32 protein-coding genes and 2 pseudogenes are annotated in these 24,750 nt (G+C 41.1%); all 34 read left to right on the forward strand.

Going from position 1 to position 24,750, the window contains the following annotated elements:
• Positions 1 to 4: 4 nt before the first annotated feature.
• On the forward strand, positions 5 to 991 hold the full coding sequence (locus BMW61_RS18070; protein ID WP_091824872.1) for a pectinesterase family protein: 987 nt from the start codon (positions 5 to 7) through the stop codon (positions 989 to 991).
• Positions 991 to 1,827, forward strand: a complete 837-nt coding sequence (locus tag BMW61_RS18075; RefSeq protein WP_091824875.1) for a sugar phosphate isomerase/epimerase family protein — start codon at positions 991 to 993, stop codon at positions 1,825 to 1,827. Before BMW61_RS18070 ends, BMW61_RS18075 begins: the two co-directional genes overlap by 1 nt.
• Positions 1,828 to 1,974: 147 nt before the next feature.
• A complete protein-coding gene (gene uxaC, locus BMW61_RS18080) occupies positions 1,975 to 3,408 on the forward strand; it encodes a glucuronate isomerase (protein ID WP_029324352.1) in 1,434 nt (477 codons plus the stop codon).
• Between the two features lie 16 nt (positions 3,409 to 3,424).
• Positions 3,425 to 4,909 (forward strand): tagaturonate reductase, encoded by a 1,485-nt coding sequence (locus BMW61_RS18085; protein ID WP_026659145.1) that lies wholly within the window; start codon positions 3,425 to 3,427, stop codon positions 4,907 to 4,909.
• On the forward strand, positions 4,902 to 6,383 hold the full coding sequence (locus tag BMW61_RS18090) for a UxaA family hydrolase (RefSeq protein WP_091824878.1): 1,482 nt from the start codon (positions 4,902 to 4,904) through the stop codon (positions 6,381 to 6,383). The genes BMW61_RS18085 and BMW61_RS18090 overlap by 8 nt, the downstream gene beginning before the upstream one ends.
• A 56-nt stretch (positions 6,384 to 6,439) precedes the next feature.
• On the forward strand, positions 6,440 to 7,531 hold the full coding sequence (locus BMW61_RS18095; RefSeq protein ID WP_091824881.1) for a sugar kinase: 1,092 nt from the start codon (positions 6,440 to 6,442) through the stop codon (positions 7,529 to 7,531).
• A 24-nt stretch (positions 7,532 to 7,555) separates the two neighbouring features.
• A complete protein-coding gene (gene kduI / locus BMW61_RS18100; RefSeq protein WP_026659149.1) occupies positions 7,556 to 8,398 on the forward strand; it encodes a 5-dehydro-4-deoxy-D-glucuronate isomerase in 843 nt (280 codons plus the stop codon).
• A 27-nt stretch (positions 8,399 to 8,425) separates the two neighbouring features.
• The gene (locus BMW61_RS18105; RefSeq protein ID WP_091824884.1) at positions 8,426 to 9,229 is read left to right on the forward strand and encodes a gluconate 5-dehydrogenase; all 804 of its coding nucleotides are present in this window, start codon (positions 8,426 to 8,428) and stop codon (positions 9,227 to 9,229) included.
• Positions 9,230 to 9,280: 51 nt separating this feature from the next.
• The gene (locus tag BMW61_RS18110) at positions 9,281 to 9,919 is read left to right on the forward strand and encodes a bifunctional 4-hydroxy-2-oxoglutarate aldolase/2-dehydro-3-deoxy-phosphogluconate aldolase (protein ID WP_026659151.1); all 639 of its coding nucleotides are present in this window, start codon (positions 9,281 to 9,283) and stop codon (positions 9,917 to 9,919) included.
• A gap of 227 nt (positions 9,920 to 10,146) precedes the next feature.
• Positions 10,147 to 10,764 carry a TetR/AcrR family transcriptional regulator gene (locus tag BMW61_RS18115; RefSeq protein WP_022762071.1) on the forward strand — a complete coding sequence of 206 codons (618 nt, stop codon included), beginning with the start codon at positions 10,147 to 10,149 and terminating at the stop codon, positions 10,762 to 10,764.
• 79 nt (positions 10,765 to 10,843) lie between these two features.
• The gene (locus tag BMW61_RS18120) at positions 10,844 to 11,626 is read left to right on the forward strand and encodes an aldo/keto reductase (RefSeq protein ID WP_091824887.1); all 783 of its coding nucleotides are present in this window, start codon (positions 10,844 to 10,846) and stop codon (positions 11,624 to 11,626) included.
• Position 11,627: 1 nt separating this feature from the next.
• The gene (locus BMW61_RS18125) at positions 11,628 to 12,170 is read left to right on the forward strand and encodes a flavin reductase family protein (RefSeq protein WP_091824890.1); all 543 of its coding nucleotides are present in this window, start codon (positions 11,628 to 11,630) and stop codon (positions 12,168 to 12,170) included.
• Between the two features lie 63 nt (positions 12,171 to 12,233).
• The gene (locus tag BMW61_RS18130) at positions 12,234 to 12,713 is read left to right on the forward strand and encodes a flavodoxin (protein ID WP_091824893.1); all 480 of its coding nucleotides are present in this window, start codon (positions 12,234 to 12,236) and stop codon (positions 12,711 to 12,713) included.
• Positions 12,714 to 12,731: 18 nt separating this feature from the next.
• Positions 12,732 to 13,778, forward strand: coding sequence for an aldo/keto reductase (locus BMW61_RS18135; RefSeq protein ID WP_091824896.1), 1,047 nt, complete (start codon positions 12,732 to 12,734; stop codon positions 13,776 to 13,778).
• Between the two features lie 11 nt (positions 13,779 to 13,789).
• Positions 13,790 to 14,110, forward strand: a pseudogene (locus tag BMW61_RS18140) (carboxymuconolactone decarboxylase family protein); the annotation flags it as partial.
• 24 nt (positions 14,111 to 14,134) lie between these two features.
• Complete coding sequence (locus BMW61_RS18145) at positions 14,135 to 14,860, forward strand: flavodoxin (protein ID WP_091824901.1); 726 nt, start codon at positions 14,135 to 14,137, stop codon at positions 14,858 to 14,860.
• Between the two features lie 29 nt (positions 14,861 to 14,889).
• The gene (locus tag BMW61_RS18150) at positions 14,890 to 15,693 is read left to right on the forward strand and encodes a DUF4405 domain-containing protein (RefSeq protein WP_091824904.1); all 804 of its coding nucleotides are present in this window, start codon (positions 14,890 to 14,892) and stop codon (positions 15,691 to 15,693) included.
• Positions 15,669 to 15,809, forward strand: a complete 141-nt coding sequence (locus BMW61_RS22135) for a hypothetical protein (RefSeq protein ID WP_175475287.1) — start codon at positions 15,669 to 15,671, stop codon at positions 15,807 to 15,809. The genes BMW61_RS18150 and BMW61_RS22135 overlap by 25 nt, the downstream gene beginning before the upstream one ends.
• An 18-nt stretch (positions 15,810 to 15,827) precedes the next feature.
• Positions 15,828 to 16,361, forward strand: coding sequence for a flavodoxin family protein (locus tag BMW61_RS18155; RefSeq protein WP_091824928.1), 534 nt, complete (start codon positions 15,828 to 15,830; stop codon positions 16,359 to 16,361).
• A gap of 108 nt (positions 16,362 to 16,469) precedes the next feature.
• On the forward strand, positions 16,470 to 17,030 hold the full coding sequence (locus BMW61_RS18160; protein ID WP_091824907.1) for a histidine phosphatase family protein: 561 nt from the start codon (positions 16,470 to 16,472) through the stop codon (positions 17,028 to 17,030).
• Positions 17,031 to 17,060: 30 nt separating this feature from the next.
• Positions 17,061 to 17,291 carry a tautomerase family protein gene (locus tag BMW61_RS18165; RefSeq protein ID WP_022763431.1) on the forward strand — a complete coding sequence of 77 codons (231 nt, stop codon included), beginning with the start codon at positions 17,061 to 17,063 and terminating at the stop codon, positions 17,289 to 17,291.
• An 85-nt stretch (positions 17,292 to 17,376) separates the two neighbouring features.
• On the forward strand, positions 17,377 to 17,916 hold the full coding sequence (locus BMW61_RS18170) for a flavodoxin family protein (RefSeq protein ID WP_091824910.1): 540 nt from the start codon (positions 17,377 to 17,379) through the stop codon (positions 17,914 to 17,916).
• A gap of 17 nt (positions 17,917 to 17,933) precedes the next feature.
• Complete coding sequence (locus tag BMW61_RS18175) at positions 17,934 to 18,449, forward strand: NUDIX hydrolase (RefSeq protein WP_091824913.1); 516 nt, start codon at positions 17,934 to 17,936, stop codon at positions 18,447 to 18,449.
• Positions 18,446 to 19,315 (forward strand): GNAT family N-acetyltransferase, encoded by an 870-nt coding sequence (locus tag BMW61_RS22615; RefSeq protein WP_242876801.1) that lies wholly within the window; start codon positions 18,446 to 18,448, stop codon positions 19,313 to 19,315. The genes BMW61_RS18175 and BMW61_RS22615 overlap by 4 nt, the downstream gene beginning before the upstream one ends.
• 20 nt (positions 19,316 to 19,335) lie before the next feature.
• On the forward strand, positions 19,336 to 20,319 hold the full coding sequence (locus tag BMW61_RS22620) for a GNAT family N-acetyltransferase (protein WP_242876803.1): 984 nt from the start codon (positions 19,336 to 19,338) through the stop codon (positions 20,317 to 20,319).
• Positions 20,320 to 20,332: 13 nt separating this feature from the next.
• A complete protein-coding gene (locus BMW61_RS18195) occupies positions 20,333 to 20,668 on the forward strand; it encodes a hypothetical protein (RefSeq protein ID WP_175475288.1) in 336 nt (111 codons plus the stop codon).
• Positions 20,661 to 21,191 carry an NUDIX domain-containing protein gene (locus BMW61_RS18200; protein WP_091824920.1) on the forward strand — a complete coding sequence of 177 codons (531 nt, stop codon included), beginning with the start codon at positions 20,661 to 20,663 and terminating at the stop codon, positions 21,189 to 21,191. The genes BMW61_RS18195 and BMW61_RS18200 overlap by 8 nt, the downstream gene beginning before the upstream one ends.
• Positions 21,192 to 21,259: 68 nt before the next feature.
• Positions 21,260 to 21,850, forward strand: coding sequence for an HD domain-containing protein (locus BMW61_RS18205; RefSeq protein WP_175475289.1), 591 nt, complete (start codon positions 21,260 to 21,262; stop codon positions 21,848 to 21,850).
• A gap of 267 nt (positions 21,851 to 22,117) precedes the next feature.
• Entirely contained in the window at positions 22,118 to 22,444 is a 327-nt protein-coding gene (locus tag BMW61_RS18210; RefSeq protein WP_242876805.1) for a GNAT family N-acetyltransferase, read from the forward strand.
• An 11-nt stretch (positions 22,445 to 22,455) separates the two neighbouring features.
• On the forward strand, positions 22,456 to 22,770 hold the full coding sequence (locus BMW61_RS18215) for a TfoX/Sxy family protein (protein WP_026658887.1): 315 nt from the start codon (positions 22,456 to 22,458) through the stop codon (positions 22,768 to 22,770).
• An 11-nt stretch (positions 22,771 to 22,781) separates the two neighbouring features.
• Entirely contained in the window at positions 22,782 to 23,387 is a 606-nt protein-coding gene (locus BMW61_RS18220) for an HD domain-containing protein (protein ID WP_091824923.1), read from the forward strand.
• Positions 23,375 to 23,557, forward strand: a complete 183-nt coding sequence (locus tag BMW61_RS18225) for a hypothetical protein (RefSeq protein ID WP_091824925.1) — start codon at positions 23,375 to 23,377, stop codon at positions 23,555 to 23,557. Before BMW61_RS18220 ends, BMW61_RS18225 begins: the two co-directional genes overlap by 13 nt.
• 89 nt (positions 23,558 to 23,646) lie before the next feature.
• Complete coding sequence (locus tag BMW61_RS18230) at positions 23,647 to 24,450, forward strand: DUF5131 family protein (protein WP_242876807.1); 804 nt, start codon at positions 23,647 to 23,649, stop codon at positions 24,448 to 24,450.
• A gap of 88 nt (positions 24,451 to 24,538) precedes the next feature.
• Positions 24,539 to 24,750, forward strand: a pseudogene (locus BMW61_RS18235) (SAM-dependent methyltransferase); the annotation flags it as partial.

Here is a 24,750-nt window from a genome sequence, read left to right on the forward strand (position 1 = left end):
GAAAATGATGGAAAAAATAAGGATATCAGTGGGTCCTTTGGGGGATTACCGCACAATAGGAGAAGCTGCTGAAGCAGTGCCGTATATGGCAAGTGCTGTTATAGATATAGCAGAAGGGATCTACAAAGAAAAACTGTCCATAGAAAAAAAGGACATAACCCTCAGAGGGGCCGGAATGAATAAGACGGTCATATCTTATGATGACTGTGCAGAACAGCTTCTTGAAGATAATACAAAAAGAGGGACGTTCAGAAGTCAGACATTATTTATCGGCGGAGAAAGGGTCAAAGTGCAGGATCTGACCGTAGAGAATACAGCAGGCTGGGGAAACGGCGTAGGTCAGGCGCTTGCAATTTACGCAGATGCTGATGAGGTTGTAATGGAGAATGTCAGTATACGCTCAAGGCAGGATACACTTTTTATGGCACCACTTCCTTTGACAGAGCGGTTTAAGAACGGTTTCTTTGGTCCACGTATGCTTACAAACAGGCGAAATACGCGTCAGTTTTATAAAAACTGTGTGATTTGTGGAGATGTTGATTTCATATTCGGCGGTGCGGATGCGGTGTTTGATAACTGTGAGATAGTGGTAATGGACAGGAAAAAAGACATTAACGGCTATGTTACAGCGCCTTCCGAAAATCTTGGAGAATTAGGCATGGTGTTTAGAGAATGCCATATCCATGGTGAGAATAAAGATATGGAAGGTACCGTATTGTTAGGAAGACCCTGGAGACCGACAGGTAAGGTGGCATTCATAGATTGCACCTACGATAATTCCATACACCCACTAAGATTCAGCGAGTGGTATGAGATGAAAACGATGGAGAGTGAGGCATTCTTTGCGGAATACAATTCGAGGGATGAAATGGGGAATGAGCCTGATTTATCAAAGAGAAATAAATGGGTAAAACTCCTGTCACCTGAGGAAGCTTCAAAAATAAGAGAAGCGGCAGATAGTCTGGTAATGAGTGTTAGGAGGCAGAATTAATGCAGATAGGATTACGTGCACATGATGCGGAATATGGACCGTTAAATGAACTTATACCCAGAATAAAAGAACAGGGCTTTAGCTGTATTCACCTGGCGCTTTCCAAATCCATAAAGGAATTCAAGGTGACTGAAAGTGCCATGACTCCCGGACTTGCCATGTATATTAAAAATCTATGCAGAAATAATCATATAGATATTGCAGTGCTTGGCAATTATCAAAATCTTGCACATCCCGACAAAGACAAACTTGATGAGATTAAGAAAAGATATATAGCGCACATGAGATTTGCATCAATTCTTGGCTGCGGCGTTGTGGGTACTGAAACTGGTGCGGTTAATGCTGAATATAAATACGAGCCGGCGAATCATGAGCGGGAAGCACTTGATATATTTATTAAGAATCTGAAGCCGGTGGTAAATGCTGCGGAGAAATTCGGCGTGATAGTTGCTATAGAACCTGTCTGGAAGCATATTGTATACGGCCCTGAACAGGCGAGATTTGTGCTTGATGAGATAGGAAGTCCCAACCTTCAAATTATTTTTGACCCTGTAAACATGCTCTATTCAGGAAATATTGATGAACAGGACAGCATTATTACGAAGACCTTCGATTTGCTTAAGGATGATATAGCTGTAATTCATATGAAGGATTTCGAATTATGCGGAGATGAACTTAAATCAATACCTGCGGGTAAAGGTGACCTGAACTATGAACTTCTTTTATCCAAGATCAAAGAATACAAGCCGTGCATACAGTGTACTCTGGAAAACACATCTCCTGACAATGCGGTAGATACGCGAATGTATGTGGAGAAATTGTATGCAAACGTATAAAAAACTGCTGTTATAGAAGACGGACATAAATATTGTAAAAATTGTTGTACTTGTTGTATAAGTTGGCTTAAAAGCCCAAAGCTATATAAAAAATAAAGATTTGCAATTAGTATTATAGGAAAGGTTTTAATTGGGAGCTGGTAAAAGATGAAAAATTTTTTAGATGAAGATTTTATTTTACAAACTGAGACTGCAAAGCATATTTTTCATGATTATGCGGAAAAATTGCCAATAATTGATTATCATTGCCATATTTCACCTCAGGAAATATATGAGGACAGGAGATTTGAAACTCTTGGAGATGTATGGTTTGGGGGAAAACAGGAGGATGGTTCCTATTTTGGAGATCACTATAAATGGAGACTGATGCGTTCAAACGGAATTCCTGAGGAGATGGTAACGGGAAGGGAAGATGAACTGCAAAGATTCAAAGGATTTGCAGAAACTTTAACCAAAGCGATAGGCAACCCTATGTATCATTGGTGCAATCTGGAACTTAAAAAGTACTTCGGAATCACCAAGCCGCTTACTGTTCAAAATGCCGAGGAAATATGGAATAAATGTAATGACATGCTGCAAAATGATCCGGGGATGACCGTAAGAGGGCTGATCAGACAGAGCAACGTGGCATATGTGGGAACAACAGATGATCCGACAGACTCTCTTGAATGGCATGAGAAAATTGCGAACGACGATAGCATAGAGTTTATGGTCAGACCATCCTTCAGACCTGACAAGGCAATCAACATAACAAAAGAAGGCTTTAGAGAATATATTGTAAAACTTGCTGAAACTGTTGGAAAAAGATCACTTGATTCTGCTGAGGAAGTTATTGATGCGCTGATACAAAGAGTAGAATTTTTTGCTGCGCACGGCTGCGTTGCATCTGACCACGGACTGGATTATATCCCGTTTAAAATGATGACAATGGCCGAATGTAACAATGCTTTTACAAAGGTAATGAACGGGAAAGAAATAACACTTGATGAGGCAGAAGGATATCAGACAGCGCTGCTCCTTTCACTCGGAAAGGCTTATCACAAGCATGGAATTGCTATGGAGCTCCACTATTCCTGTCTTAGAAATATGAATGAGAGAATGTTCAGGCTGGAGGGACCGGATACCGGATTTGACATGATTGCCAATAATTCCTGCGGAGGGAATATTGCAAAGCTTATGTCGGAGCTTGATAAAACAGGTGAACTTCCAAAAACGATAATTTTCTCTTTGAATCCTGCAGATAATGCGCAGATAGGAACTATATTAGGATGCTTCCAGTCATCTGAGGTTCCCGGGAAAATTCAGCATGGTCCCGCATGGTGGTTTAATGACACCAAATCAGGAATGGAAGAGCAGATGAAATCGTTAGCTAATTTGGGGCTGCTTGGTAATTTTATTGGTATGCTTACAGACTCCAGATCATTTTTGTCATACACAAGGCATGATTATTTTAGAAGGATAATGTGCAATCTTATAGGAGAATGGGTAGAAAATGGGGAATACCCAAATGACGAGAAGGCACTGGAAAGCATTGTTTCCGGGATTTCTTATTATAACGCAAAGAGATATTTCGGAATCTGAGAGGAGGATTTTTAACATGGAGAAGCTTAGTTACAAACTATTGGGGGAAAAGGGGTACGATGGATACCTTCTAAAGGATGCACCGGAGAGGGTTCTTCAGTTTGGCGAAGGAAATTTCCTTCGTGCGTTCGTCGATTACTTTATCGATCTTATGAACGAAAAAGCAGGATTTAACAGCAAGGTTGTTTTATGTCAGCCAATAGAACAGGGACTCGCTGATATGATAAACGATCAGGAAGGCCTTTACACACTTTATTTACGGGGACAGGAAAATGGGCAAAAAGTTAATAACAAAAGAGTCATTTCCAGTGTTTCAAGATGCCTTAATCCATACAGAGAATTTGATGAATTCTTAGCCTGTGCCAAAAATCCCGAAATGAGATTCATTGTAAGCAACACTACAGAGGCAGGTATAGCTTATGATCCTTCCTGCAAACCGGAGGATAGACCGTGTGCAAGTTTTCCGGGAAAACTGACACAGTTCCTGTATGAAAGATTTAATAACAAACTTCCGGGATTTATTATTTTATCCTGCGAGCTCATAGACAGAAACGGAGATGAGCTACTAAAGTGCGTAAATAAATATATAGATCAGTGGGGATTGTCTGAAGAATTCAGAGACTTTGTAAATAATGATAATATTTTCTGCTCCACACTCGTGGACAGAATAGTTCCAGGTTATCCGAGAGCAGAAGCTGATGCTATTTGTGAAGAGCTTGGATATAAAGACAATATTATTGATACGGCTGAAGTGTTTGGCGCGTGGGTTATAGAAGGACCGCAGAAGATTAAGAAAGAATTTCCTGTGGAAGAAGCCGGACTTCCCATACTTGTAGTAGATAATGTTGATCCTTATAAAAAGCGCAAAGTAAGGATCTTAAACGGTGCGCACACATCTATGATTATGGGTGCATATCTTGCAGGACAGAATATTGTAAGAGATTGCATGAAAGATGATGTAATAAGGGGATATATGAATAAGGCTCTCTATGATGAGATTATTCCGGTTCTCAAGGGACTTGATAAGAAAGATCTTGAGGATTTTGCAGCCGCAGTTACAGACAGATTTGCAAATCCTTTCATTGACCATGAACTGCTTAGTATTTCCCTGAATTCAGCATCTAAGTGGAAGGCAAGAGTTATGTACACAGTACTCGAGTATTATGAACAGAAGAAGGAGTTACCCAAAGTACTGACATTTTCGTTTGCTGCATTTCTTGCTTTTTATCACAGAGGTTATGAAAAGCGGGAAGGCGCTCTGGTTGCAGAAAGAGACAATAATGAATACCTTATCAAAGATGACGAATGGGTACTTGATGCGTTCCTTGCTCTGAAAGATGCTGATAATGAGAAGTTGGCAAGAGATATTATTGCCAATGAGAAGATGTGGGGAGATGCGCTCATAAAACTATCCGGATTTGAAGAAGCAGTTATTAAAGACCTTGCCCTGATAGATGAAAAGGGCATGTATGAAGCCATGAGGGAGGTTCAGGGTGAATAGTATCAGGATACATCCTCTGGATAATGTTGCAGTTGCACTTAGAGACCTGGAAAAGGGTGAAATTATAGATGCATCTGAAGATGGGTTAAAAACTATTGAGGCAATTGGAAGAGGGCATAAAGTAGCGCTTAATGACATAGCCGAAGGATCCTCGATAGTAAAATACGGAAACTGTATAGGCATTGCCACAGATGAAATAAAATCAGGAAGTTTTGTGCATGTACATAATGTCAAAACCTCTCTTTCTGAGAATTCCAAATTTGAGTATAAACCTGAAATACCATTGCTTCCTAAAGTAGCAAACAGGACTTTTATGGGTTACAGGAGAGCCAAAGGAAAAGTAGGAATCAGAAATGAAATATGGATTATTCCTACTGTCGGATGTGTGAACCGGATTGCGGAGAAATTGGCCAGAGACAATCAGAACCTTGTAAAGGGATCAATTGAGGGATTATATGCATATACCCATCCGTACGGATGCTCTCAAATGGGTGATGACCATGAAACTACAAAGAGGGTCCTTGCAGCACTTGTAAAACATCCAAATGCAGGCGGGGTTCTTGTTCTTTCTTTGGGGTGTGAGAATCTTACTTCAGAACAATTCAAGGAAGAACTCAGGGAATGGAACGGAGAAAGAGTGAAATTCCTTACCTGTCAGGACTGCGAAGACGAGATTGAGGAAGGCAGCAAACTTCTCAAAGAATTGGCGGATTATGCAGGCCAGTCCAAGCGTGAGGAAATAGATGCATGCGAGCTTATTGTAGGAATGAAGTGCGGAGGTTCTGATGGCCTTTCAGGAATAACTGCCAATCCAACGGTTGGCAGATTTTCTGACAGACTTATCTCTCTGGGAGGTTCTACTGTTCTTACAGAGGTTCCTGAGATGTTCGGGGCTGAATCAATTCTTTTTAATAGATGTAAGGATAGCGCCACGTTCCATAAAGCAGTTTGTATGGTTGATAATTTCAAGAAATATTTTGTGGATCACGGACAGGTTGTATATGAAAATCCAAGCCCCGGAAATAAAGCTGGCGGGATTACAACTCTTGAGGACAAGTCTTGTGGATGTGTTCAAAAAGGCGGAAGTGCTCAGATTTCAGATGTACTGGAGTATGCTGAGCCGGTAAAAAATAAAGGACTGTCATTATTGTCAGGTCCGGGAAATGATATGGTATCTACTACAGACCTTACAGCTGCAGGAGTACATCTGATACTTTTTACAACCGGAAGGGGAACACCCTTTGGGGCACCTGTTCCTACAGTGAAGATTTCAACGAATACTGCGCTATATGAGAAGAAAGGCAGTTGGATAGATTTCAATGCAGGAAAGGTAGCTGAAGGAAAAGAGTCTCTGGATGAAGCAGGGGACAGACTCCTGGACTATGTTTTGGATGTTGCAAGTGGACAAAAAACCAGGCAGGAAGACGCCGGGTATAGAGAAATATCCATATTTAAGGATGGAGTAACGCTCTGATTCGGAGTAAAACTTAAAGGTATTAATAGCGAATAGTTAATTTATTGGAGGAGATCATGGATTTAAATTTGAGAGAAGATGCAATATTTGATGCAGTATCATTAGGGGAAGTTATGCTTAGACTTGATCCAGGTGAAGGAAGAATCAGAACAGCCAGACATTTTAATGTTTGGGAAGGTGGCGGAGAATATAACGTAATAAGGGGCCTTAGACGTTGTTTTGGACTTAAGACCACTGTTCTTACAGCCTTTGCTGATAATGAAGTCGGAAAGCTTATGGAGGATCTGATTCTGCAGGGTGGAGTAGATACATCCTTCATTAAATGGATGAAAACAGACGGAATAGGCAGAGAGTGCAGAAATGGCCTCAATTTTACAGAGAGAGGTTTTGGAATAAGAGGAGCAAAGGGATGTTCCGATAGAGCAAATACTGCTATATCAAAGGTAAAGCCTGAAGATTTTGATCTTGAGAAGCTTTTTGGAGATATGGGAGTAAAGTGGCTTCACACCGGCGGAATATATGCTGCATTATCAGAACAGTCATGTGAGACAGTGCTTGAGGTTATCAAAACAGCTCGTAAATATGGAACAGTTATTTCTTATGACCTGAATTATCGTCCTTCCATGTGGAGTGCAATCGGAGGAAAGGAAAAGGCTCAGGAAGTAAATAAAGAGATAGCTAAGTATGTTGATGTAATGATTGGAAATGAGGAAGACTTTACTGCCTGCCTGGGATTCGAAATAGAAGGCAATGATGAGAACCTTGCTAAGCTTGATATTGATGGCTATAAAAAGATGATAAGAGAGGTAGTGAAAACATATCCTAACTTCAAGGCTGTTGCGACTACATTAAGAGAGGTAAAGACAGCAACAGTAAATGACTGGAGTGCGTTGTGCTTTGCGGATGGTGAGATTTATAAGGCCAAGGACTACAAAGGTCTTGAGATTATGGACCGTGTAGGTGGCGGAGATTCATTTGCTTCCGGTCTTATATATGGGCTGATGACCACTGGCGATGCAGAAACAGCTGTTAATTACGGTGCGGCACATGGAGCTCTTGCTATGACTACTCCCGGAGATACAACAATGGCTGATAAGAGTGAAGTTGAATCTATTATGGGCGGAAAAGGCGCAAGAGTACAGAGATAATAGGAAAAGGTATGGAGAAAAGGTATGGATATTAGATATTCTGCAAATCAGAGAGATGTAAAAAGATATACAACAGAAGAACTCAGAAAAGAGTTTTTGATAACAGGACTTTATGAGGCTGACAAGGTAAAGGCTGTTTACTCACATGTGGATAGAATGGTTACCTTTGGCTGTATGCCGGTTACGAGAGAAGTAGCCCTTGATGATGGAATAGATGTATATCACAATTTCGGAACTTCTTATATTTTGGAGAGAAGAGAAATCGGCATTTTCAATATTGGTGGTAAAGGTAAGATAAAGGTCGATGGAACAGAATATGCCCTTGATCATAAAGATTGCCTTTATATCACAAAGGGAGCCAAATCGATTCTGTTTTCATCAGACAATAAGGATACACCGGCTAAGTTTTATATGGTAAGTGCTCCTGCACATTGTTCTTATGAGACAAGGCTTCTTACTTTTAAGGATGCTGTTAAGCGTCCTCTTGGAACAACAGCCGAATGCAATAAGAGAGTCATTAACCAGTTTATTCATCCGGATGTTTTGAAAACCTGTCAGCTTAGTATGGGAATGACGGTTCTTGAAGAGGGAAGCGTATGGAATACGATGCCTTCACACACTCATGAGAGAAGGATGGAGATATATACATATTTTGATATACCTGAGAACCAGGTAGTATTCCATTTTATGGGAGAACCTACTGAGACCAGACATATTGTAATGAAAAACGAAGAGGCAGTAATATCACCTTCATGGTCAATTCATTCAGGAGCAGGTACTTCAAACTACACATTTATATGGGCAATGGGCGGAGAAAACCAGGAATTTGACGATATGGATAATCTGAAGCCGACAGATCTTATGTAATGTGAATGTTCATAGAGGAGAAATGAAATGAGCGAAGATATGTTTTCATTAAAAGGTAAGGTGGCATGGGTTACCGGTGCTGCCTATGGAATAGGTTATGCGATTGCTAAGGCATATATTGAGGCTGGAGCAAAGGTTGTTTTTAACTGCAGCAGACAGGATACTGTGGACAGAGGACTTAAGAGTTATGAAGAGGATGGGCTTTTCGATTCAGTTAAAGGTTATGTCTGTGATGTAACTGATGAGGAAGCCGTGAAAAAGCTTCATGTAACAATTGTGAAGGAAGTGGGTGAAGTAGACATCCTCGTCAATAATGCAGGAATGATAAGACGTGTGCCCATGACGGAGATGGAAGCAAGTGACTTTAGAAGAGTTATCGATGTTGACCTTACGGCTCCGTTTATCGTATCTAAGACTGTCATTCCGTCCATGATAAAAAGAGGTGGCGGTAAGATTATAAATATATGCTCAATGATGTCAGAACTTGGAAGAGAGACTGTATCAGCTTATGCGGCAGCAAAGGGTGGTCTTAAGATGCTTACCAGGAATATCGCATCGGAGTATGGTGCCTACAATATTCAGTGCAATGGTATCGGCCCGGGCTATATTGCTACAGAACAGACAGCTCCGCTGAGGGAGAGACAGGCTGATGGTTCAAGACATCCTTTTGACAGTTTCATAATTGCCAAGACACCTGCTGAAAGATGGGGTGAGTCAGATGATCTTAAAGGTCCTGCAGTTTTCCTTGCATCAAAGGCATCAGATTTTGTTAATGGACATATACTTTATGTTGATGGCGGTATTTTGGCTTATATCGGTAAACAGCCATAATACCGGATTAAGAATAATTTACTAATAAGAAGATATTAAAGGGAGAATCAAATGAGCAATATTATTGAGGAGCTATCACAATATGGAGTGGTTCCGGTAGTGGTTATAGATAGAGTGGAGGATGCAAAACCTCTTGGAGAGGCACTCGTTAAAGGTGGTTTAAAATGTGCTGAAGTGACATTCAGAACAGCTGCTGCAGCTGATGCAATTAAAATAATGACAGATAATTTTCCGGATATGCTGGTTGGAGCAGGAACTGTTTTATCAACAAAACAGGTGGATGAGGCCATTGAGGCAGGAGCAAAGTTCATTGTTAGCCCGGGATTTGATCCTGAGGTTGTGGATTACTGTCTTGAGAAAGGGTATCCAGTGCTTCCCGGAGTAGCTACTCCTTCAGAGGCAGCGCAGGGCGTAAAAAGAGGCCTCAAGGTTCTTAAATTTTTTCCCGCTGAACAGGCAGGCGGTCTTGCAATGATCAAGGCTATGGCAGCACCTTACACAGGCATTAAGTTCATGCCAACAGGTGGAATCAATGAAAAGAACATGAGAGATTATCTTTCTTATGACAGAATTGCATGTTGTGGTGGTAGCTGGATGGTCAAAGGTGATCTTATTAAATCATGCGCCTTTGATAAGATTGAGGATATGACAAAAGAAGCTGTTAAAGTTGTTAAGGAAATCAGAGGATGAAAGACCCAATACTGATGCACAGAATGATCAGGACAGCGTAAGGGAATCTGTAAATGCATGGATATCCGGGCTCGGATATTTCTAAGATGAATGTTATAACACAGGGCGTATAAGCACTAATGTTTATGCGTCCTTTTTTTATTTTTAAAATATATTGACACGGTGTCAGAAAATGATTATAATTCATATTGACACGAAGTCAGAATAAAAAATCAGGAGACAGATATATGCCAAAAGGATCACCGGAAAGAACCGCAGCAAGAAAAGAAGAAATCATAAGTGCCTGCGAGAAGCTGTATCAGACCATGAGCTTTAAAGATATCACTCTTAAAGAGATCGGGAATGAAACATCCTTCTCAAGACCGACAATATATAACTACTACCAGACAAAAGAGGAAATATTTTTGGCCCTTTTTGAGAGGGAGTACATTCGCTGGAATGAAGAATTACAATCTATTCTTCAGGAAAATGAGAAGCTTTCCAAGGAGCAGCTTGCAAACAAGCTTGCATCATCCATAGCAAACAGGCAGCAACTGCTAAAACTTCTCTCCATGAATAACTATGATATGGAGGAAAACAGCAGACCTGAACTTCTTACATCTTTTAAGGTAGCTTATGGCGAGTCTATGAAAAATGTATGCAGGATAATCACAAAGTTCTGTCCGGAGAAATCGGTGCAGGAGATTCAGGATTTTATATATGTATTCTTCCCTTTTATGTTTGGTATTTATCCTTATACCGCAGTAACGGATAAACAGAGGGAAGCCATGAAACAGGCAAATGTGGACTATGTATATCAGTCCATTTTTGAGATAACAAATAACTGCCTGCTGAAGCTTTTATAAAGCGAGGCAGACTAATAAAAACACTAATTTCAAGGAGGAAAACTAAAATGGCAAGTTTACCTAAGATCGCTCTTGTTGCATGGGAACATCAGAGAAGGTGCTTGCAGGATTTCTTGAAGGGCTGCCAAGGGAGTCTTACTTCATTTCCGATAAGTTTACTCCACAGTGTGCAGATGCATCTTCAGCTTCTGCAATGAAGGATATGATAGAGATGCAGCTTGGTCTTATGGATCTGGACAGGTTTGATGTTTACTGGATCCACAATGTGTCTGGTGCACCAAAGTGGACGGAAGAACTGGCTAAGTACTTTGAAGGCAAGGACAATGTGCCTCTTCTTGGAGTGTCTAACCATAACCTTTCTGAGATCAAACAGGCAAATGAGATCCTGAAGGCTCACGGTCTTAAGCTGTCAGCGGTACAGAACCATTACAGCCTGATCAACAGATCATCAGAAGACTCAGGGATCCTGGATTATTGTAAAGAAAATGACATTACCTTTTTTTCATACATGGTTCTTGAGCAGGGAGCATTGTCAGGCAAGTATGATACAAAGCATCCTATGCCGGAAGGCTCTGCAAGGGCAGAGATCTATAATCCTGTACTTGATAAGCTGGAGATCCTTAATGAAGAGCTTAAGAAACTTGCAGACAAATATGGTGTAGGAATGGCTCAGATCCCGGTTGCATGGGCAATAGCAAAGGGAACCCTTCCTATTATCGGTGTGACAAAAGAAAACCAGGTGCTTGATGCAGTGAAGGCTGCAAATATCACCCTTACAGATGAGGAAGTATCCTCACTTGAAAATGTAGCTGATAGTCTGGAACTTAATGTGATCCGCTTTTGGGAAAAGGAGATGAAATAATATGGCAAAGAAAAATATCGGAGCAACACTGGCATTATATCCATGTCCTGTGATCGTGGTTGGAGCAATGGTAAATGATAAACCCACATGGACTCTTGTTGCACAGGCAGGAACTGTGGCACACAGTCATCTGATGGTATCGTTGGTACAGGCACACTATATCAATAAGGGAATCCGTGAGAATAAAAAGCTTTCAGTAAATGTGGTAGATGAATCATGGCTTTCAAAAGCGGATAAGATGGGAACAATCAGCGGAAATAAAGAAGATAAGTCTGAGGCTTTTGCATGGACAATGGGCGAAAACGGAGCACCTATTATTGATGAAGCCAAGGTTTCTATCGAGTGTGAGGTTGATGGTAACTATGAACTTGAAAACTTCGACCACTTTATCTGCAAGATCCTTGCCACCTATGCTGATGAAGCAGTTTTAAACGAGCAGGGCAAGATCAACTATCATACCTTTAAGCCGGTATTGTTTGAATTCCCGACCTATGAGTATTTCGTTACCGGAGAAAAGGTCGGAAACTGTGGAAAGATGAACTGATTTTTCAAGTCTCTGACCTTTTATGGTCAGAGGCTTGTTTTATATAAGAAGAAAGGACAAAAAATGACAGGAAAAACTTTAGTGGCTGTTTTTTCAGCAAGCGGTGTAACTAAAAAAGTAGGAGAAGAGATTGCCCGTATCGCAGACGGAGATTTCTTTGAAATAGTGCCAAAAGAAATATATACAGATGATGACCTTAACTGGATGAACAAGCAGAGCAGGAGCAGTGTTGAGATGAATGACCCTTCTGCGAGACCTGAGATTGCAGGGACAGTATCAGACATGGATTCCTACAACAAGGTGATTGTTGGATTTCCTATCTGGTGGGGAGTTGCGCCAAGAATCATTGAGACCTTCCTTGAAAGCTATGATTTCAGTGGAAAGACAGTCATTCCTTTCTGCACATCCGGAGGAAGCGGTGTAGGAAGAAGTGACGAAGAACTCCATAAGAATGTAAAGGGTGATGTGAAGTGGGAAAAAGGCACACAGATCAATCGCTCGGATGAAGCTGTGATTAAAAAGTGGCTTGATGAAGTACTTTAAACGGAAAGGAGTCAGATAATGAAATATACAAAGCTTGGAAATTCAGATTTAAATGTATCCCGTATATGCATGGGCTGTATGGGATTTGGTGATGCCCAAAAAGGACAGCATAGCTGGACGATTGATGAGGAACATTCCAGAGAAATTATTAAAAGAGGTTTTGAACTGGGAGTTAATTTCTATGACACTGCAATCGCTTATCAGAGCGGAACAAGTGAGCAGTATGTAGGACGTGCACTTAGAGATTTTGCAAAGCGCGAGGATGTGGTTGTTGCGACTAAATTTCTTCCAAGGACGCCGGAAGAGATTGAAAAAGGAGTTAGTGGTCAGCAGCATATTGAAAACATGATAAATACGAGCCTTCAAAATCTTGGGATGGACTATGTGGATCTGTATATCTATCACATGTGGGACTGGAATACGGATATTTACGATATCATGGATGGACTGAACCGTATCGTGAAAGCAGGCAAGGCAAGATATATTGGCATTTCAAACTGCTTCGCATGGCAGATTGCAAAGGCTAATGCTCTGGCAGAAAAAGAGGACTTTGCAAAGTTTGTTTCGATCCAGGGGCATTATAATCTGATCTTCCGTGAAGAAGAGCGTGAGATGGTGCCTTATTGTGAAGAAGAGAATATCGCACTGACTCCTTATAGCGCATTGGCAAGCGGAAGGCTTTCCAGAAAGGCGGGCGAAGGGGATACCAAAAGAGCTGCCCAGGATACCTATGCGAAGTTTAAGTATGATGCTACAGCGGATCAGGATGCTGTGATAATAAACCGTGTGGCAGAACTTGCCGAGAAACACGGTGTGACCATGACAGAAGTATCCCTTGCATGGCTCCTTACCAGGGTGACGTCTCCTGTGGTAGGTGCGACCAAGCTGCATCATATAGAAGGGGCAGCAAAGGCTGTGGACATTGAACTTACGGATGATGAACTGAAGTATCTCGAAGAGCCATATGTGCCACATCCGCTTGCAGGTGTTATGGCACAGAATAAGAGAAGTGATGCTTCAAAGAAACATGTATGGTCTACCGGAGACCAGAAAATTGGAAAGTGAGGTAAAACGCAATGAGCGAGAAAATTGTACAGACAGCAGGAAGAGATCAGCTTGGTGAGTTTGCTCCGATGTTTGCACACTTAAATGATGATGTACTCTTTGGTGAAGTGTGGAATGAGGAAGCGATTGATGTTAAGACCAAATGCATTATTACAGTGGTTTCACTTATGGCATCAGGCATCACAGACTCATCGCTTTCATATCACCTTCAGAATGCGAAGGCTCACGGAGTCACAAAGGAAGAGATTGCAGCGATCATAACCCATGCCACCATGTATGTAGGATGGCCAAAGGGATGGGCGGTATTTCGTCTTGCAAAGGAAGTATGGCAAACTGAAATAGAAAGGTGACGCAAAATGAAGAAAAAGATGGCAGTACTTGCAGCTGTTTTGTTAGCTATTGGTCTTACGGCATGTGGGAATAACGAGGGTCAGGCGGCGAGTGATACAGCTCAGACTATACAGGCTGAGAGTTCACAGGAAACAGAAACTGCGAATAATACTGAAGAGGAAGCACAGCAGGTCGTGACAAGTGAAACTGCTTCAAACACAAATGATGAAAGTGCGGATGATACTTCTTCGGAAGAGACTGGTAGCTCCAAGGAAAACAGTGGTGTCCTTGTAGTATATTTCTCAGCAACCGGAACCACAAAGGGTGTTGCGGAAAAGATTGCAGGAATCACAGATGCAGATACCTATGAGATAAAGGCTGCACAGGAATATACAGATGCAGATCTAAACTGGAACGATTCAAACAGCCGCTCAACTAAGGAACAGAATGATTCAGCGGCAAGACCTGAGATTGGAAGTGATGCAGTATCGCTGGATGGATATACAACAATCTATATTGGATACCCTATCTGGTGGGGAGAAGAGCCGCGCATCATGGATACATTTGTGGAGAGCTACAGCTTTGATGGCATTACAATGATACCTTTCTGCACCTCAAGCAGCAGTGGAATAGGAAGAAGTGGTCAGAATCTTGCAGATAATGCAGGAAGTGGTACATGGATTGATGGAAAGCGTTTTGGCGCAGGAGCATCTGAGGATGAGATCAGATCCTGGATAGATGGCATGCAGTAAAGAAAGAGTGAGGAAGTGAGGACGGGAACATGCAGAGAAAACAAAATATCATGTTAAAAAGAATAGTGGATGTCTGTATGACCGTCCTCTTATTATGTCTGATGGCTTATCAGGTTACAGGCGAAGCATTGCATGAGTGGATTGGAATTGGCATGACGGTGCTCGTTATTATCCATCAGCTCCTTAACAGGAAGTGGTACGGTGCGTTATTCAAAGGTAAATACAATCCATACAGAATAATAACGACAGTAGTGAACATAGCCCTTCTTTTATCCTTTGCCATGACTGCTTTCTGTGGTATGTCCATGAGTGGTCATGCAGTACCTTTTCTGTATGGAATGACGAAGGTTTCCTTTGCCAGAAGGATGCATCTGTCCATGTCACACTGGGCATTTGTACTTATGGGACTGCATCTTGGAATGCATATTCCGGTAATGTTTGCAAGGCTACACCTTACAGACAAACTGAAGACGGTGATATCTGCAGCATTATGTGTTGTGGCTGGCATTGGATTGTTTTTATTCATTAGGAACGGAATGCCGGATTATCTTTTTTTCCGTGTTCCCTTTGCTTTCCTTGATTATGAGAAGGCAGGAATATTGGTATTTGTTGAAAATGTCCTAATGCTTTTATTCTGGGGATTTATTGGAACCGAAGCTGCGGTCTTATGCAGAAACTCTCAGATGAAAACAGAAGATAAAAAGAATCCGCTATTGCCTGTGGTATTCATTATGGTGGCAATAATCATAGGACTTGTGATCAATATGATATCTGGCAGCACATCCGGGCAGAATTTTGACGAAGATGGGTGGAACAGAGTCTTACGGCGATAGCAAAGCTTGCGCCTGATGCAGACATGGGCAAAGGATTATCGGTACACTATTCAGGTGGCTCTACACTCTCGGATGATATTCAGAAGTGGTTGGAAGTTAATGGTATCAACAAATAAGAAGGTAGGATGATTTTTATGAAGATAACTATACTTATGGGAAGCCCAAACAGAAAAGGATCAACAAGTATTCTTGTGGATGAATTTAATAGAGGAGCAGAGGAGGCAGGTCATACATGTGAAGTCATAGATGTGTGCCATGCCAATATACATCCCTGCATTGGGTGTGTAGCCTGTGGTTATGAAGGACCATGTGTACAGAAAGATGATGTTGAAGATATTAAGGAAAAGCTCCTGTCATCAGATATGGTGGTATTTGCGACACCGCTATATTACTATGGCATGAGTGCGCAGTTAAAAACTGTAGTGGACAGGTTCTGTGCTTATAACAGCAGCTTAAACAGCAGGCATTTAAAATCAGCACTTCTTACAGTGGCATGGAATGCGGATGACTGGACTTTTGAAGCCCTGGTATCGCACTATAAAACTCTTGTCCGCTATATCAATTTCGAGGATAAAGGGATGATTCTGGGATATGGATGTGGCACTCCATCTATGACAAAAAGAAGCAGATATCCGGAGGATGCATACAGGCTGGGAAAAGATAAATGATTTGTGAATCTACAAATTGATGGGAAGGAGCCATTTGACAGAATAATTGCTGTCTGATGGCTCTTTTTTCTGATATATTAGAACTATGCTTTTTGGAGGTGTTTAGAAATGCTTTTTTACCTTGTAAGACATGGACAGACAGATTGGAATAACGAGAAAAGAATGCAAGGGCATATGAATATCCCTATGAACGATGTAGGTATTCAGCAAATAAAGGACCTTGCAGATCAGATGGTTAGAGACAAAGTCAGATTTGACAGATTGATTGCCAGTCCTTTGGACAGGGCAAAGCAAAGCGCTGAGATTATAGCTGAGAAGACAGGCTTCAAGGATGAAATTGTATTTGACGATGATTTCATAGAAAGAGATTGTGGGCTTCTGGAGGGTGAAGTATGGTATCCGGAGCTTAATCTGGAAGATCCCAAATATAAGATGGAAACAATTTCAGAGCTATGTGAAAGAGCTCAAAGAGCGCTGGATAAATATGATTTTGCTGAAGATGAAAAAATAATGATTGTAGCTCACGGGGCAATATTGACAGCTGTAAGAACGGTATTATCAGATTATAAGATTGATTACTATGACAGGACAGAGCCGGTTATTCAGGGAAATATTCTGTGCTGCAAAAAGGAAGAAGGAAAAGAAACTTCTTTTTTCAACATGTTCTAAAGCCAGTTGATGAAGTTGGAGAAAAGGATAATGCCACACGTTGAAATTAAGTGCTTTTCAGGAAGAACAGAAGAGCAGAAAAAAGAATGCGCGGAAAGAGTTGCGGAAGTAATCGCTGAGACACTTGGATGCAAGACTACGAGCATTTCTGTTGCAATCAAAGATATTCCGGAGGAAAGCTGGAAAGAACAAGTATGGGATAAAAACATTGTTCCGGATGATCAGTATTTATATAAAAGACCAGGATATACATGTGAATAAATATCTATGAGGTATTGAATTAATGATAGAGTATCGAAAGGCAGTAGAGAACGACAGAGCAAGTATCGTTAAGATGGAGAGATGAATGAAAGCATTAGTGATCAACTGCAGCCCGGTCAGAAACGGAGCTACAGCGGAAATAGTAAGCATTGTTTCACAGGAATTGTCCAAGAAATATGATGTGAAAAGCATTTGTATTGATGACTATACCTTCAGTTTTTGCAAAGGATGCCGTTCGTGCCACAGCACTGCTAAGTGCGTGATAGAGGATGATATTCAGGTAATCATGGATGAATTTGATGCTGCAGATGTGATAGTTTCAGTTTCTCCATCGTACTGGGCTGATATTCCTGGACAATACAAGGCTTTCATAGACAGATGTACTCCATGGTGTAATACCCATGAGCCACATGCAACGATTAGGCCAGGGAAAAGAGGTTATGCCATAGCCCTGAGGACTGGGCCAAGCATGCCTGAATGTGAGCGAATAATTAAAAGTATCGAGCATTTTTATGGTCATTTGGAGATTCAAGCAGTAAATAGCCTGGGACTATGTTCTGTTGAGTATAAGGAAAATGTAGAGCCCAGAAAGCGGGAAATAATAGCGCTTTGTGAGGATATATAAGTGGTGATAAAAAGAGTATGAAACAGTTATTTGAAATTGATCTTAAGGATTATAAAGAAACAGATACAGTTTTTCGCAGACCTTCAGCCAGGGCCATCATTATAAAAGATGATAAGATAGCTCTCGTTTACAGCAAGAAAGAGAAGTATTACAAGTTTCCGGGCGGAGGAATCCATGATGACGAAGATAAGAAAGAAGCTCTCATCAGAGAGGTTCGGGAAGAAGTGGGCCTTGTCGTAATTCCTGAATCTATCAGGGAATATGGAAGTGTATTGCGAAGACAGAAGAGCACTTTAAAGGATGGCGAAATCTTTGAACAGGAGAATTATTACTACTTCTGTGATGTCGAGGATAGAGTTGTCGGACAGGACCTGGATGTATATGAAGATGAGGCTGGATTTGAGCTGCGAATAGTGAACATAGATGAGGCTATTGCAACTAACGAAGCGTATTCCAGCGCTGATTATTTCAATGAAATTATGATTAAAAGAGATAAAAGAATGCTTGAAATGGTAAAGCAAGAGTTGGGATGAACATCAGAATAATGACAGAATCGGATCTTTTGAATCTGTATGGGACATTATCGGATTCAGAAGTAATGAAATATATAGAAGCGCCTTACACATTGGACAAGACAAAGGCATTTCTTGAAAAAGCAGCTCTGATAGAAAAGCCTCTAATTTATGCTGCAGAGGATGATAATGGTAACTACATTGGTTATGTTATCTACCACGAGTATGAACAGGATACTAATGAAATTGGGTGGATTCTGAATAAATCTGCTTGGGGTAAGGGATTTGCAGGCAAACTGACAGAAATGCTTATAGAGAAAATAAGGCTTGACGGTAAAAATGCAATTATTGAGTGTAGTCCTAAACAGGAAGCTACAAAGCACATCGCAGGTAAGTATGGCTTTGAATATAAAGGCCAAAAGGATGGCTTGGATACTTTTGAACTTAAGCTAAATCGCAAAGTCGATGATTATATAGACCTTATTCCATATTACAGAAATGATGAGGAATCTTTTAAATGGTATCAAGACCCTGATGTTTGCAAGCAGGTCGATAATGTAGACCACGTATATGATATTGATACTCTGCATGCTATGTACGATTTTCTTAGTAGCCATGGTAACTGCTACTACATAAAGTATCAGGGCAGACTTGTGGGGGATGTATCTCTTAGGGATAATGCAGAGCTTGCAATAGTTGTCTGTAAGGAGTATCAAAACCGTCACATTGGCAGAAGATGCATACTGAATATGATTGAACTTGCCCGAGAAAAAGGTATGACTAAAGTTAGAGCTAACATTTACTCTTTTAACACTCAAAGCCAGCGGATGTTTAAGTCCGTAGGTTTTGTCAGAACAGATGACGAATGGTTTGAGTACCGTATTTGAAGTGGAGTTTTGGTGGGAATATGAAGCTAAGGGAATATTTACCTTCTAAGGATTTCGACAATATTAAAAGCTGGATAGATGATGAAAGGACACACGCTATGTGGTGTGCAGGCCGCTTTGAATATCCTCTTGAGAAAGAAAACTTTGAAGCGGTTCTTGAGGATATGCACTCGAAGTGGGGAGATACTCCGTTTATTGCAAGCCTTGATGACGGCAATAATGTGGGTTTCTTTTGCTATTCATTAAATGATGAGACTAAAGAAGGCATGCTGAAGTTTATTGTGGTCAATTCATTGCTGCGTGGAAAAGGTGTTGCAAAGGAAATGCTTGAGCTGGCATCGCAATATGCTTTTGAAGAAACAGGAGCGAAAGCACTTCATCTAAATGTCTTTTCCGAAAACATCAGAGCAAAGAAGTGCTATCAGAAGGCTGGATTTACTGAGCGGAGTGTTACAGAAAATGCATTTTCTTATAAAGATGAATCCTGGGGAAGATGCAATATGTTCAAGATGCTTAATGGAATGATCAGAGAGGTTAAGCGGGAAGAAATCTCTTTATGTGCCAATATTATAAAAAAGAGTTTTAAGACTGTTGCTGATGAATATGGTTTTACAGAGGAAAATGCTCCGAGGTTTACTGCATTTGCAACTACCGATGAGAGACTATACTGGCACATGGATGGCGAGCATAGACCGATGTATGTGTTTGAGGTAGACGGTGTACTGTGCGGATATTACTCGTTACTCCTTCAGGATAACAATGAGTGCGAGTTGAACAATCTTGCTGTATTACCAGAGTACAGACATAAGGGAATAGGGAAAGAGCTATTGGAGCATTCTTTTAAAATCGCCCGAAGCAAAGGCTGTAGTCTGATGAATATCGGAATAGTAGAAGAGAATACGCGGCTTCGTAAGTGGTATGAGGATAACGGAGCCGTTCATGTGGGGACAAAGAAATTTGATTTCTTTCCATTTACATGTGGTTATATGAAAAAAGAACTGTAGATTATGGAGGAGTGTGTATGGGGCATTGATTATTTGGCTTGTAATAATGGTTCCTGTAAGCGCAATACTTACAGGACTTGGAATCTTTGCCTGGAGAAGACAGAAACCTATGTGGTTCTGGTCAGGCCAGACAGTTGGTGAAGATGAGATTGGAGATGTAAAGGCATATAACAGAGCTAACGGCATAATGTGGATTGTTTTCTCTCTGCTCATGTGGTTTAGTACGTTTTTGGCATTCTCGAGCATGAAACTGGCAGGAATGGTAATGCTAGTCGGATGCATCCTCTGCGTGCCTGTGCTGCCATTTGTTTATACCAGAATATATAAGAGGTACAAGAAGCATGAATGATGAAGAACTGCATTTGAATTTGGAAGATAAGGAATGGCCACTTACAACAATTGACCACGACAGAATGATAGCCAGGGCAATAGTGGTGGATGGTGATGATAATTTCTATTTTGTCAGGGCAAATAGAGATGATGATTTTGGAAAAGCAACACTAATAGAGACAGCTGGAGGTGGGGTTGAGCCTGGTGAGAATCTCGATACAGCGATCAGACGAGAACTTATTGAGGAACTGGGTGCTGAGGTTGAAGTGATATGTAAGATTGGAGTAGTAAGCGATTATTACAATCTGATTCACAGGCATAACATCAATAATTATTATCTTTGCAGAGTTAAATCTTTTGGTGATAAACACCTGACACAGGATGAAATAGAGGATTTTCATCTTTCGACACTGAAGCTTCACTATGATGAAGCACTTGCAGAATATGAAAAGTGCAGTAGTACAAGATTAGGCAGACTGGTAGCTAATAGGGAAGTACCTGTTCTTAAGCGTGCTAAGGACTTACTTGATGTAAAGGAGTAGAAGCTTCTTTGTGAGTTGGATAAACTATTGTAATACATTAAGAAAGATTGATGAAGGATGAGACTTAAATGAGCAGTGACATGATAATCAGTGAAGCAATAGAGTATGTTAATAAGCTGTTTGCAGGGAATTCCGATGGGCATGGAGCAGATCATACCATGAGGGTATATTACAACGCTCAGATACTTATGGAAGCATACCCTGAGGCAGATGGTTTTGCAATTTCATTAGCTGCATTATTACATGACGCTGATGATTATAAGCTTTTCAGCACAGAAAACAATGCAAATGCCAGATCATTTATGGAACAAAAAGGCCTTCCGTCAGAAATGGTAGAACAGATTTGCAAAATTATTAATTCCGTGTCATTCAGCCATAACAGAGGCAGAAGGCCCGAAACACTGGAGGGAAGGATTGTCCAGGATGCAGACAGACTTGATGCCATTGGAGCGATAGGGATTGCCAGAACATTTGCATATGGCGGGAAGGCTGGAAGGGGCTTGTCAGACTCCATAAAGCATTTTTACGATAAACTTCTTTTGTTAAAAGAAGAAATGAATACTGATGCAGCTAAGGAGATGGCCCAAAAGAGGCATGAGTATATGAAAGATTTTCTTGAAGAATACTATTTGGAAACTGGGTATAGATACGAAGGATGATGGATTACAGAATAATAGATGGCGCAGAGAATATGAAAATGGAAGATATCCAAAGACTCCTTAAGATGGCTTGTATAGAAAATTTGGTTTTGAGTTAAACACAGAGCGTGCAATGATTAAGTAGAGGGTAAGAGGCATAAGAACATGAGTCTACAATTTGTAAAAGCAAGCACTTCTGATGCTTTGACACTAAATGGAATATCTTAAAGAGCTTTTGACAGCGATGTTCAGGTCGGAGCACCTTCAGCAGGTGGACCTCCTGGATATATGTCTGTGCCTTATCATACCAAGATGGCCAGATCAAATCATTTGTACAAGTTAACCGATGATGGATTGATTGTTGGCGGAGCTATTCTGTTTCCTGATAAAGACAAGCTGAACGTCGGAAGGATATTTGTAAGTCCAGAGCATTTCCGTAAAGGCTATGGAATCTACATGATGCAGGAAATTGAGGCGATGTTTTCAGATGCAAAGGAATTCACGTTGGATACGCCCATTTGGAATGTCAGAACAAATGCATTTTATTCTAAGCTTGGGTATACAGAAGCAAGACGTGATAACGAGTTTATTTATTATTTTAAGAAACATGAGTGAAAGAGGTAAGTATGGCATCAACTAAAGAGTATCTGGATTTTATCTTAGAACAGCTTTCGGGGCTTGATGAAATAACATATAAGGCAATGATGGGCGAGTACATCATCTATTATCGTGGCAAGATCGTTGGTGGTATCTATGATGACCGCTTCCTTGTAAAGAACGTAAAGGCAGCCATAGACAAGATGCCTGACGCTGATCTGGAGCTTCCTTATGAAGGAGCAAAAGAGATGCTGCTTGTGGATGATGTTGATAATAAGGAGTTTCTGAAAGAGCTTTTTGAAGCAATGTATGATGAACTTCCGGCTCCAAAGAAAAAGAAGTGAGGAGGAACTGTATGATCACAAGGGATGAGGCATTTGAACTTTTAAAGAAATATAACAAGGATCCATTTCATATCCAGCATTCATTGACAGTTGAGGCTGTTATGAAGTGGTATGCAAATGAACTGGGATACTCTGATGAAGCAGAGTACTGGGGGATTGTAGGTCTTTTGCATGATATAGACTTTGAACTGTATCCAGAAGAGCACTGCCTGAAAGCTCCTGAACTCCTAAGAGAAGGTGGTGTCAGTGACGACATTATTCACTCTGTATGCTCGCATGGCTATGGAATAACTGTTGGATGCGGGACAACTATAGATGTGGAACCCATTCACGAAATGGAGAAAGTTCTTTTTGCAGCAGATGAGCTTACCGGACTTATCTGGGCAGCGGCGCTCATGAGACCGTCCAAGAGCACCAAGGATATGGAACTTAAGTCTCTCAAGAAAAAGTACAAGAGCAAGGGCTTTGCCGCAGGCTGCTCCAGAGAAGTAATTGAGCGAGGCGCGCAGCAGCTTGGCTGGGAACTTGATAAGCTGCTTACCATGACGCTTCAGGGCATGGCAGCAAGCGAAGATCTGATAAACGAAGAATTTGAGGAATACTCATGTGGAAGATAAAGCAATTTTTTGATGGGGACTTTGGCTGCGAGGAGCTCGCACCCGGAGAAAGGCCAAAGGTTTCAGTAACACTTGAAAACGAAGAGGGCCAGACAAAGTTTGTATCTGTAGAGGATGCATGGCTTATAGATAGAGGGCTTAATATAGGCGATGTTTGGCCTGCGGAGTGAAAGAAGGAATAGTTACGATGAAAATCTTTGCATTTGAGCTGTGACTTTGGGATAGTGGGGAGTGATTCATATCTAACTGGATGGTTTTCATGATGGAGCAATTATCGTTTTTTGAGGAAAAACACAATGATCCACGGCCTCCGCTGGCACTTAACTGGAATCTGTGGCATGGATGCACCAGAGCAAGCACAGGGTGCCTACATTGTTATGTTTACCGGAGAGATGAGTCCATAGGAAAGGACCCTACAGTCCTTCATAAGACAGATAACTTTAATCTCCCAATACGAAAACTAAGGTCAGGACAGTATAAGGGCATGTATAAGGTTCCATGCGGGTCACACATTTATACATGTTTTTCTTCAGATTTCTTTCATCCCGATGCAGATGGATGGAGAAAAGATGCCTGGGAAATGATGCATGAGCGTTCAGATTGTACATTCTTTATGATTACTAAAAGACCTGAGCGTATTGCAGATCATCTCCCTGCAGGATGGGGGAACGGATGGGAGCATGTTACGATAGCCATTACCTGTGAGAATCAGGATATGCTGGATAAGAGACTTCCGGTTTATCTGGATCTTCCATTGTTCCATCATGCCGTGATGATAGAACCTATGCTGACTGAGGTGGATTTGAGTCCATATATCGAAAAATACAGGACTTTCGATGGGCGACCGCTCATCGAGGAGGTTTCCGTAGGTGGAGAGTCAGGAGCAAATGCAAGGGTCTGCGATTATAAATGGGTAGAGAAGGTATGGTTACAGTGTAAAGAGAACGGAATCTCATTTTATTATCACCAGACAGGAGCAAAACTGATTAAGGATGGGAAGCTTTATAACATCCCAAGAAAGCTACAGCATATCCAGGCGCATAAAGCTGGATTGGATTTATAACTTTTTATATTACGTTCTAAAGTATTAATGTGCATAATGCAAAAGCAGTGAAAAACAGACCAATATCGTGCTATGGAGGACGCTGTTTATGAACAGTATAGAAATGTACAAGAAGTATTTTACAAAGGAATATTTGATGGGACCGAATTCCTTTAGGCTGCTTGATGAATTGATTCGCAAAAGACCTGAAGGCGTTTGCTTTAACAGGACACTGGATTTGGGGTGCGGTTATGCCTTAACATCGATGTTTGTAGCAAATGAAACGGATGCAGAGCATGTATACGCATTTGATCTTTGGGT

Source organism: Butyrivibrio sp. ob235, from assembly GCF_900109475.1.
GTDB lineage: Bacteria > Bacillota > Clostridia > Lachnospirales > Lachnospiraceae > Butyrivibrio.

What these genes read in the sequence shown, in the direction of transcription:
- kduI (WP_026659149.1), top strand. Translation starts at nt 7,556, where the DNA reads ATGGATATTAGATATTCTGCAAATCAGAGAGATGTAAAAAGATATACA.
- BMW61_RS18150 (WP_091824904.1), top strand. Translation starts at nt 14,890, where the DNA reads ATGCAGAGAAAACAAAATATCATGTTAAAAAGAATAGTGGATGTCTGT.
- BMW61_RS18210 (WP_242876805.1), top strand. Translation starts at nt 22,118, where the DNA reads ATGTCTGTGCCTTATCATACCAAGATGGCCAGATCAAATCATTTGTAC.
- BMW61_RS18200 (WP_091824920.1), top strand. Translation starts at nt 20,661, where the DNA reads ATGAATGATGAAGAACTGCATTTGAATTTGGAAGATAAGGAATGGCCA.
- BMW61_RS18070 (WP_091824872.1), top strand. Translation starts at nt 5, where the DNA reads ATGATGGAAAAAATAAGGATATCAGTGGGTCCTTTGGGGGATTACCGC.
- BMW61_RS18215 (WP_026658887.1), top strand. Translation starts at nt 22,456, where the DNA reads ATGGCATCAACTAAAGAGTATCTGGATTTTATCTTAGAACAGCTTTCG.
- BMW61_RS18115 (WP_022762071.1), top strand. Translation starts at nt 10,147, where the DNA reads ATGCCAAAAGGATCACCGGAAAGAACCGCAGCAAGAAAAGAAGAAATC.
- BMW61_RS18120 (WP_091824887.1), top strand. Translation starts at nt 10,844, where the DNA reads ATGGGAACATCAGAGAAGGTGCTTGCAGGATTTCTTGAAGGGCTGCCA.
- BMW61_RS18155 (WP_091824928.1), top strand. Translation starts at nt 15,828, where the DNA reads ATGAAGATAACTATACTTATGGGAAGCCCAAACAGAAAAGGATCAACA.
- BMW61_RS18175 (WP_091824913.1), top strand. Translation starts at nt 17,934, where the DNA reads ATGAAACAGTTATTTGAAATTGATCTTAAGGATTATAAAGAAACAGAT.
- BMW61_RS22620 (WP_242876803.1), top strand. Translation starts at nt 19,336, where the DNA reads ATGAAGCTAAGGGAATATTTACCTTCTAAGGATTTCGACAATATTAAA.
- BMW61_RS18135 (WP_091824896.1), top strand. Translation starts at nt 12,732, where the DNA reads ATGAAATATACAAAGCTTGGAAATTCAGATTTAAATGTATCCCGTATA.
- BMW61_RS18160 (WP_091824907.1), top strand. Translation starts at nt 16,470, where the DNA reads ATGCTTTTTTACCTTGTAAGACATGGACAGACAGATTGGAATAACGAG.
- BMW61_RS18165 (WP_022763431.1), top strand. Translation starts at nt 17,061, where the DNA reads ATGCCACACGTTGAAATTAAGTGCTTTTCAGGAAGAACAGAAGAGCAG.
- BMW61_RS18225 (WP_091824925.1), top strand. Translation starts at nt 23,375, where the DNA reads ATGTGGAAGATAAAGCAATTTTTTGATGGGGACTTTGGCTGCGAGGAG.
- BMW61_RS18105 (WP_091824884.1), top strand. Translation starts at nt 8,426, where the DNA reads ATGAGCGAAGATATGTTTTCATTAAAAGGTAAGGTGGCATGGGTTACC.
- BMW61_RS18125 (WP_091824890.1), top strand. Translation starts at nt 11,628, where the DNA reads ATGGCAAAGAAAAATATCGGAGCAACACTGGCATTATATCCATGTCCT.
- BMW61_RS18130 (WP_091824893.1), top strand. Translation starts at nt 12,234, where the DNA reads ATGACAGGAAAAACTTTAGTGGCTGTTTTTTCAGCAAGCGGTGTAACT.
- BMW61_RS18085 (WP_026659145.1), top strand. Translation starts at nt 3,425, where the DNA reads ATGGAGAAGCTTAGTTACAAACTATTGGGGGAAAAGGGGTACGATGGA.
- BMW61_RS18075 (WP_091824875.1), top strand. Translation starts at nt 991, where the DNA reads ATGCAGATAGGATTACGTGCACATGATGCGGAATATGGACCGTTAAAT.
- BMW61_RS18220 (WP_091824923.1), top strand. Translation starts at nt 22,782, where the DNA reads ATGATCACAAGGGATGAGGCATTTGAACTTTTAAAGAAATATAACAAG.
- BMW61_RS18170 (WP_091824910.1), top strand. Translation starts at nt 17,377, where the DNA reads ATGAAAGCATTAGTGATCAACTGCAGCCCGGTCAGAAACGGAGCTACA.
- BMW61_RS22615 (WP_242876801.1), top strand. Translation starts at nt 18,446, where the DNA reads ATGAACATCAGAATAATGACAGAATCGGATCTTTTGAATCTGTATGGG.
- BMW61_RS18230 (WP_242876807.1), top strand. Translation starts at nt 23,647, where the DNA reads ATGATGGAGCAATTATCGTTTTTTGAGGAAAAACACAATGATCCACGG.
- BMW61_RS18145 (WP_091824901.1), top strand. Translation starts at nt 14,135, where the DNA reads ATGAAGAAAAAGATGGCAGTACTTGCAGCTGTTTTGTTAGCTATTGGT.
- uxaC (WP_029324352.1), top strand. Translation starts at nt 1,975, where the DNA reads ATGAAAAATTTTTTAGATGAAGATTTTATTTTACAAACTGAGACTGCA.
- BMW61_RS18205 (WP_175475289.1), top strand. Translation starts at nt 21,260, where the DNA reads ATGAGCAGTGACATGATAATCAGTGAAGCAATAGAGTATGTTAATAAG.
- BMW61_RS18095 (WP_091824881.1), top strand. Translation starts at nt 6,440, where the DNA reads ATGGATTTAAATTTGAGAGAAGATGCAATATTTGATGCAGTATCATTA.
- BMW61_RS18110 (WP_026659151.1), top strand. Translation starts at nt 9,281, where the DNA reads ATGAGCAATATTATTGAGGAGCTATCACAATATGGAGTGGTTCCGGTA.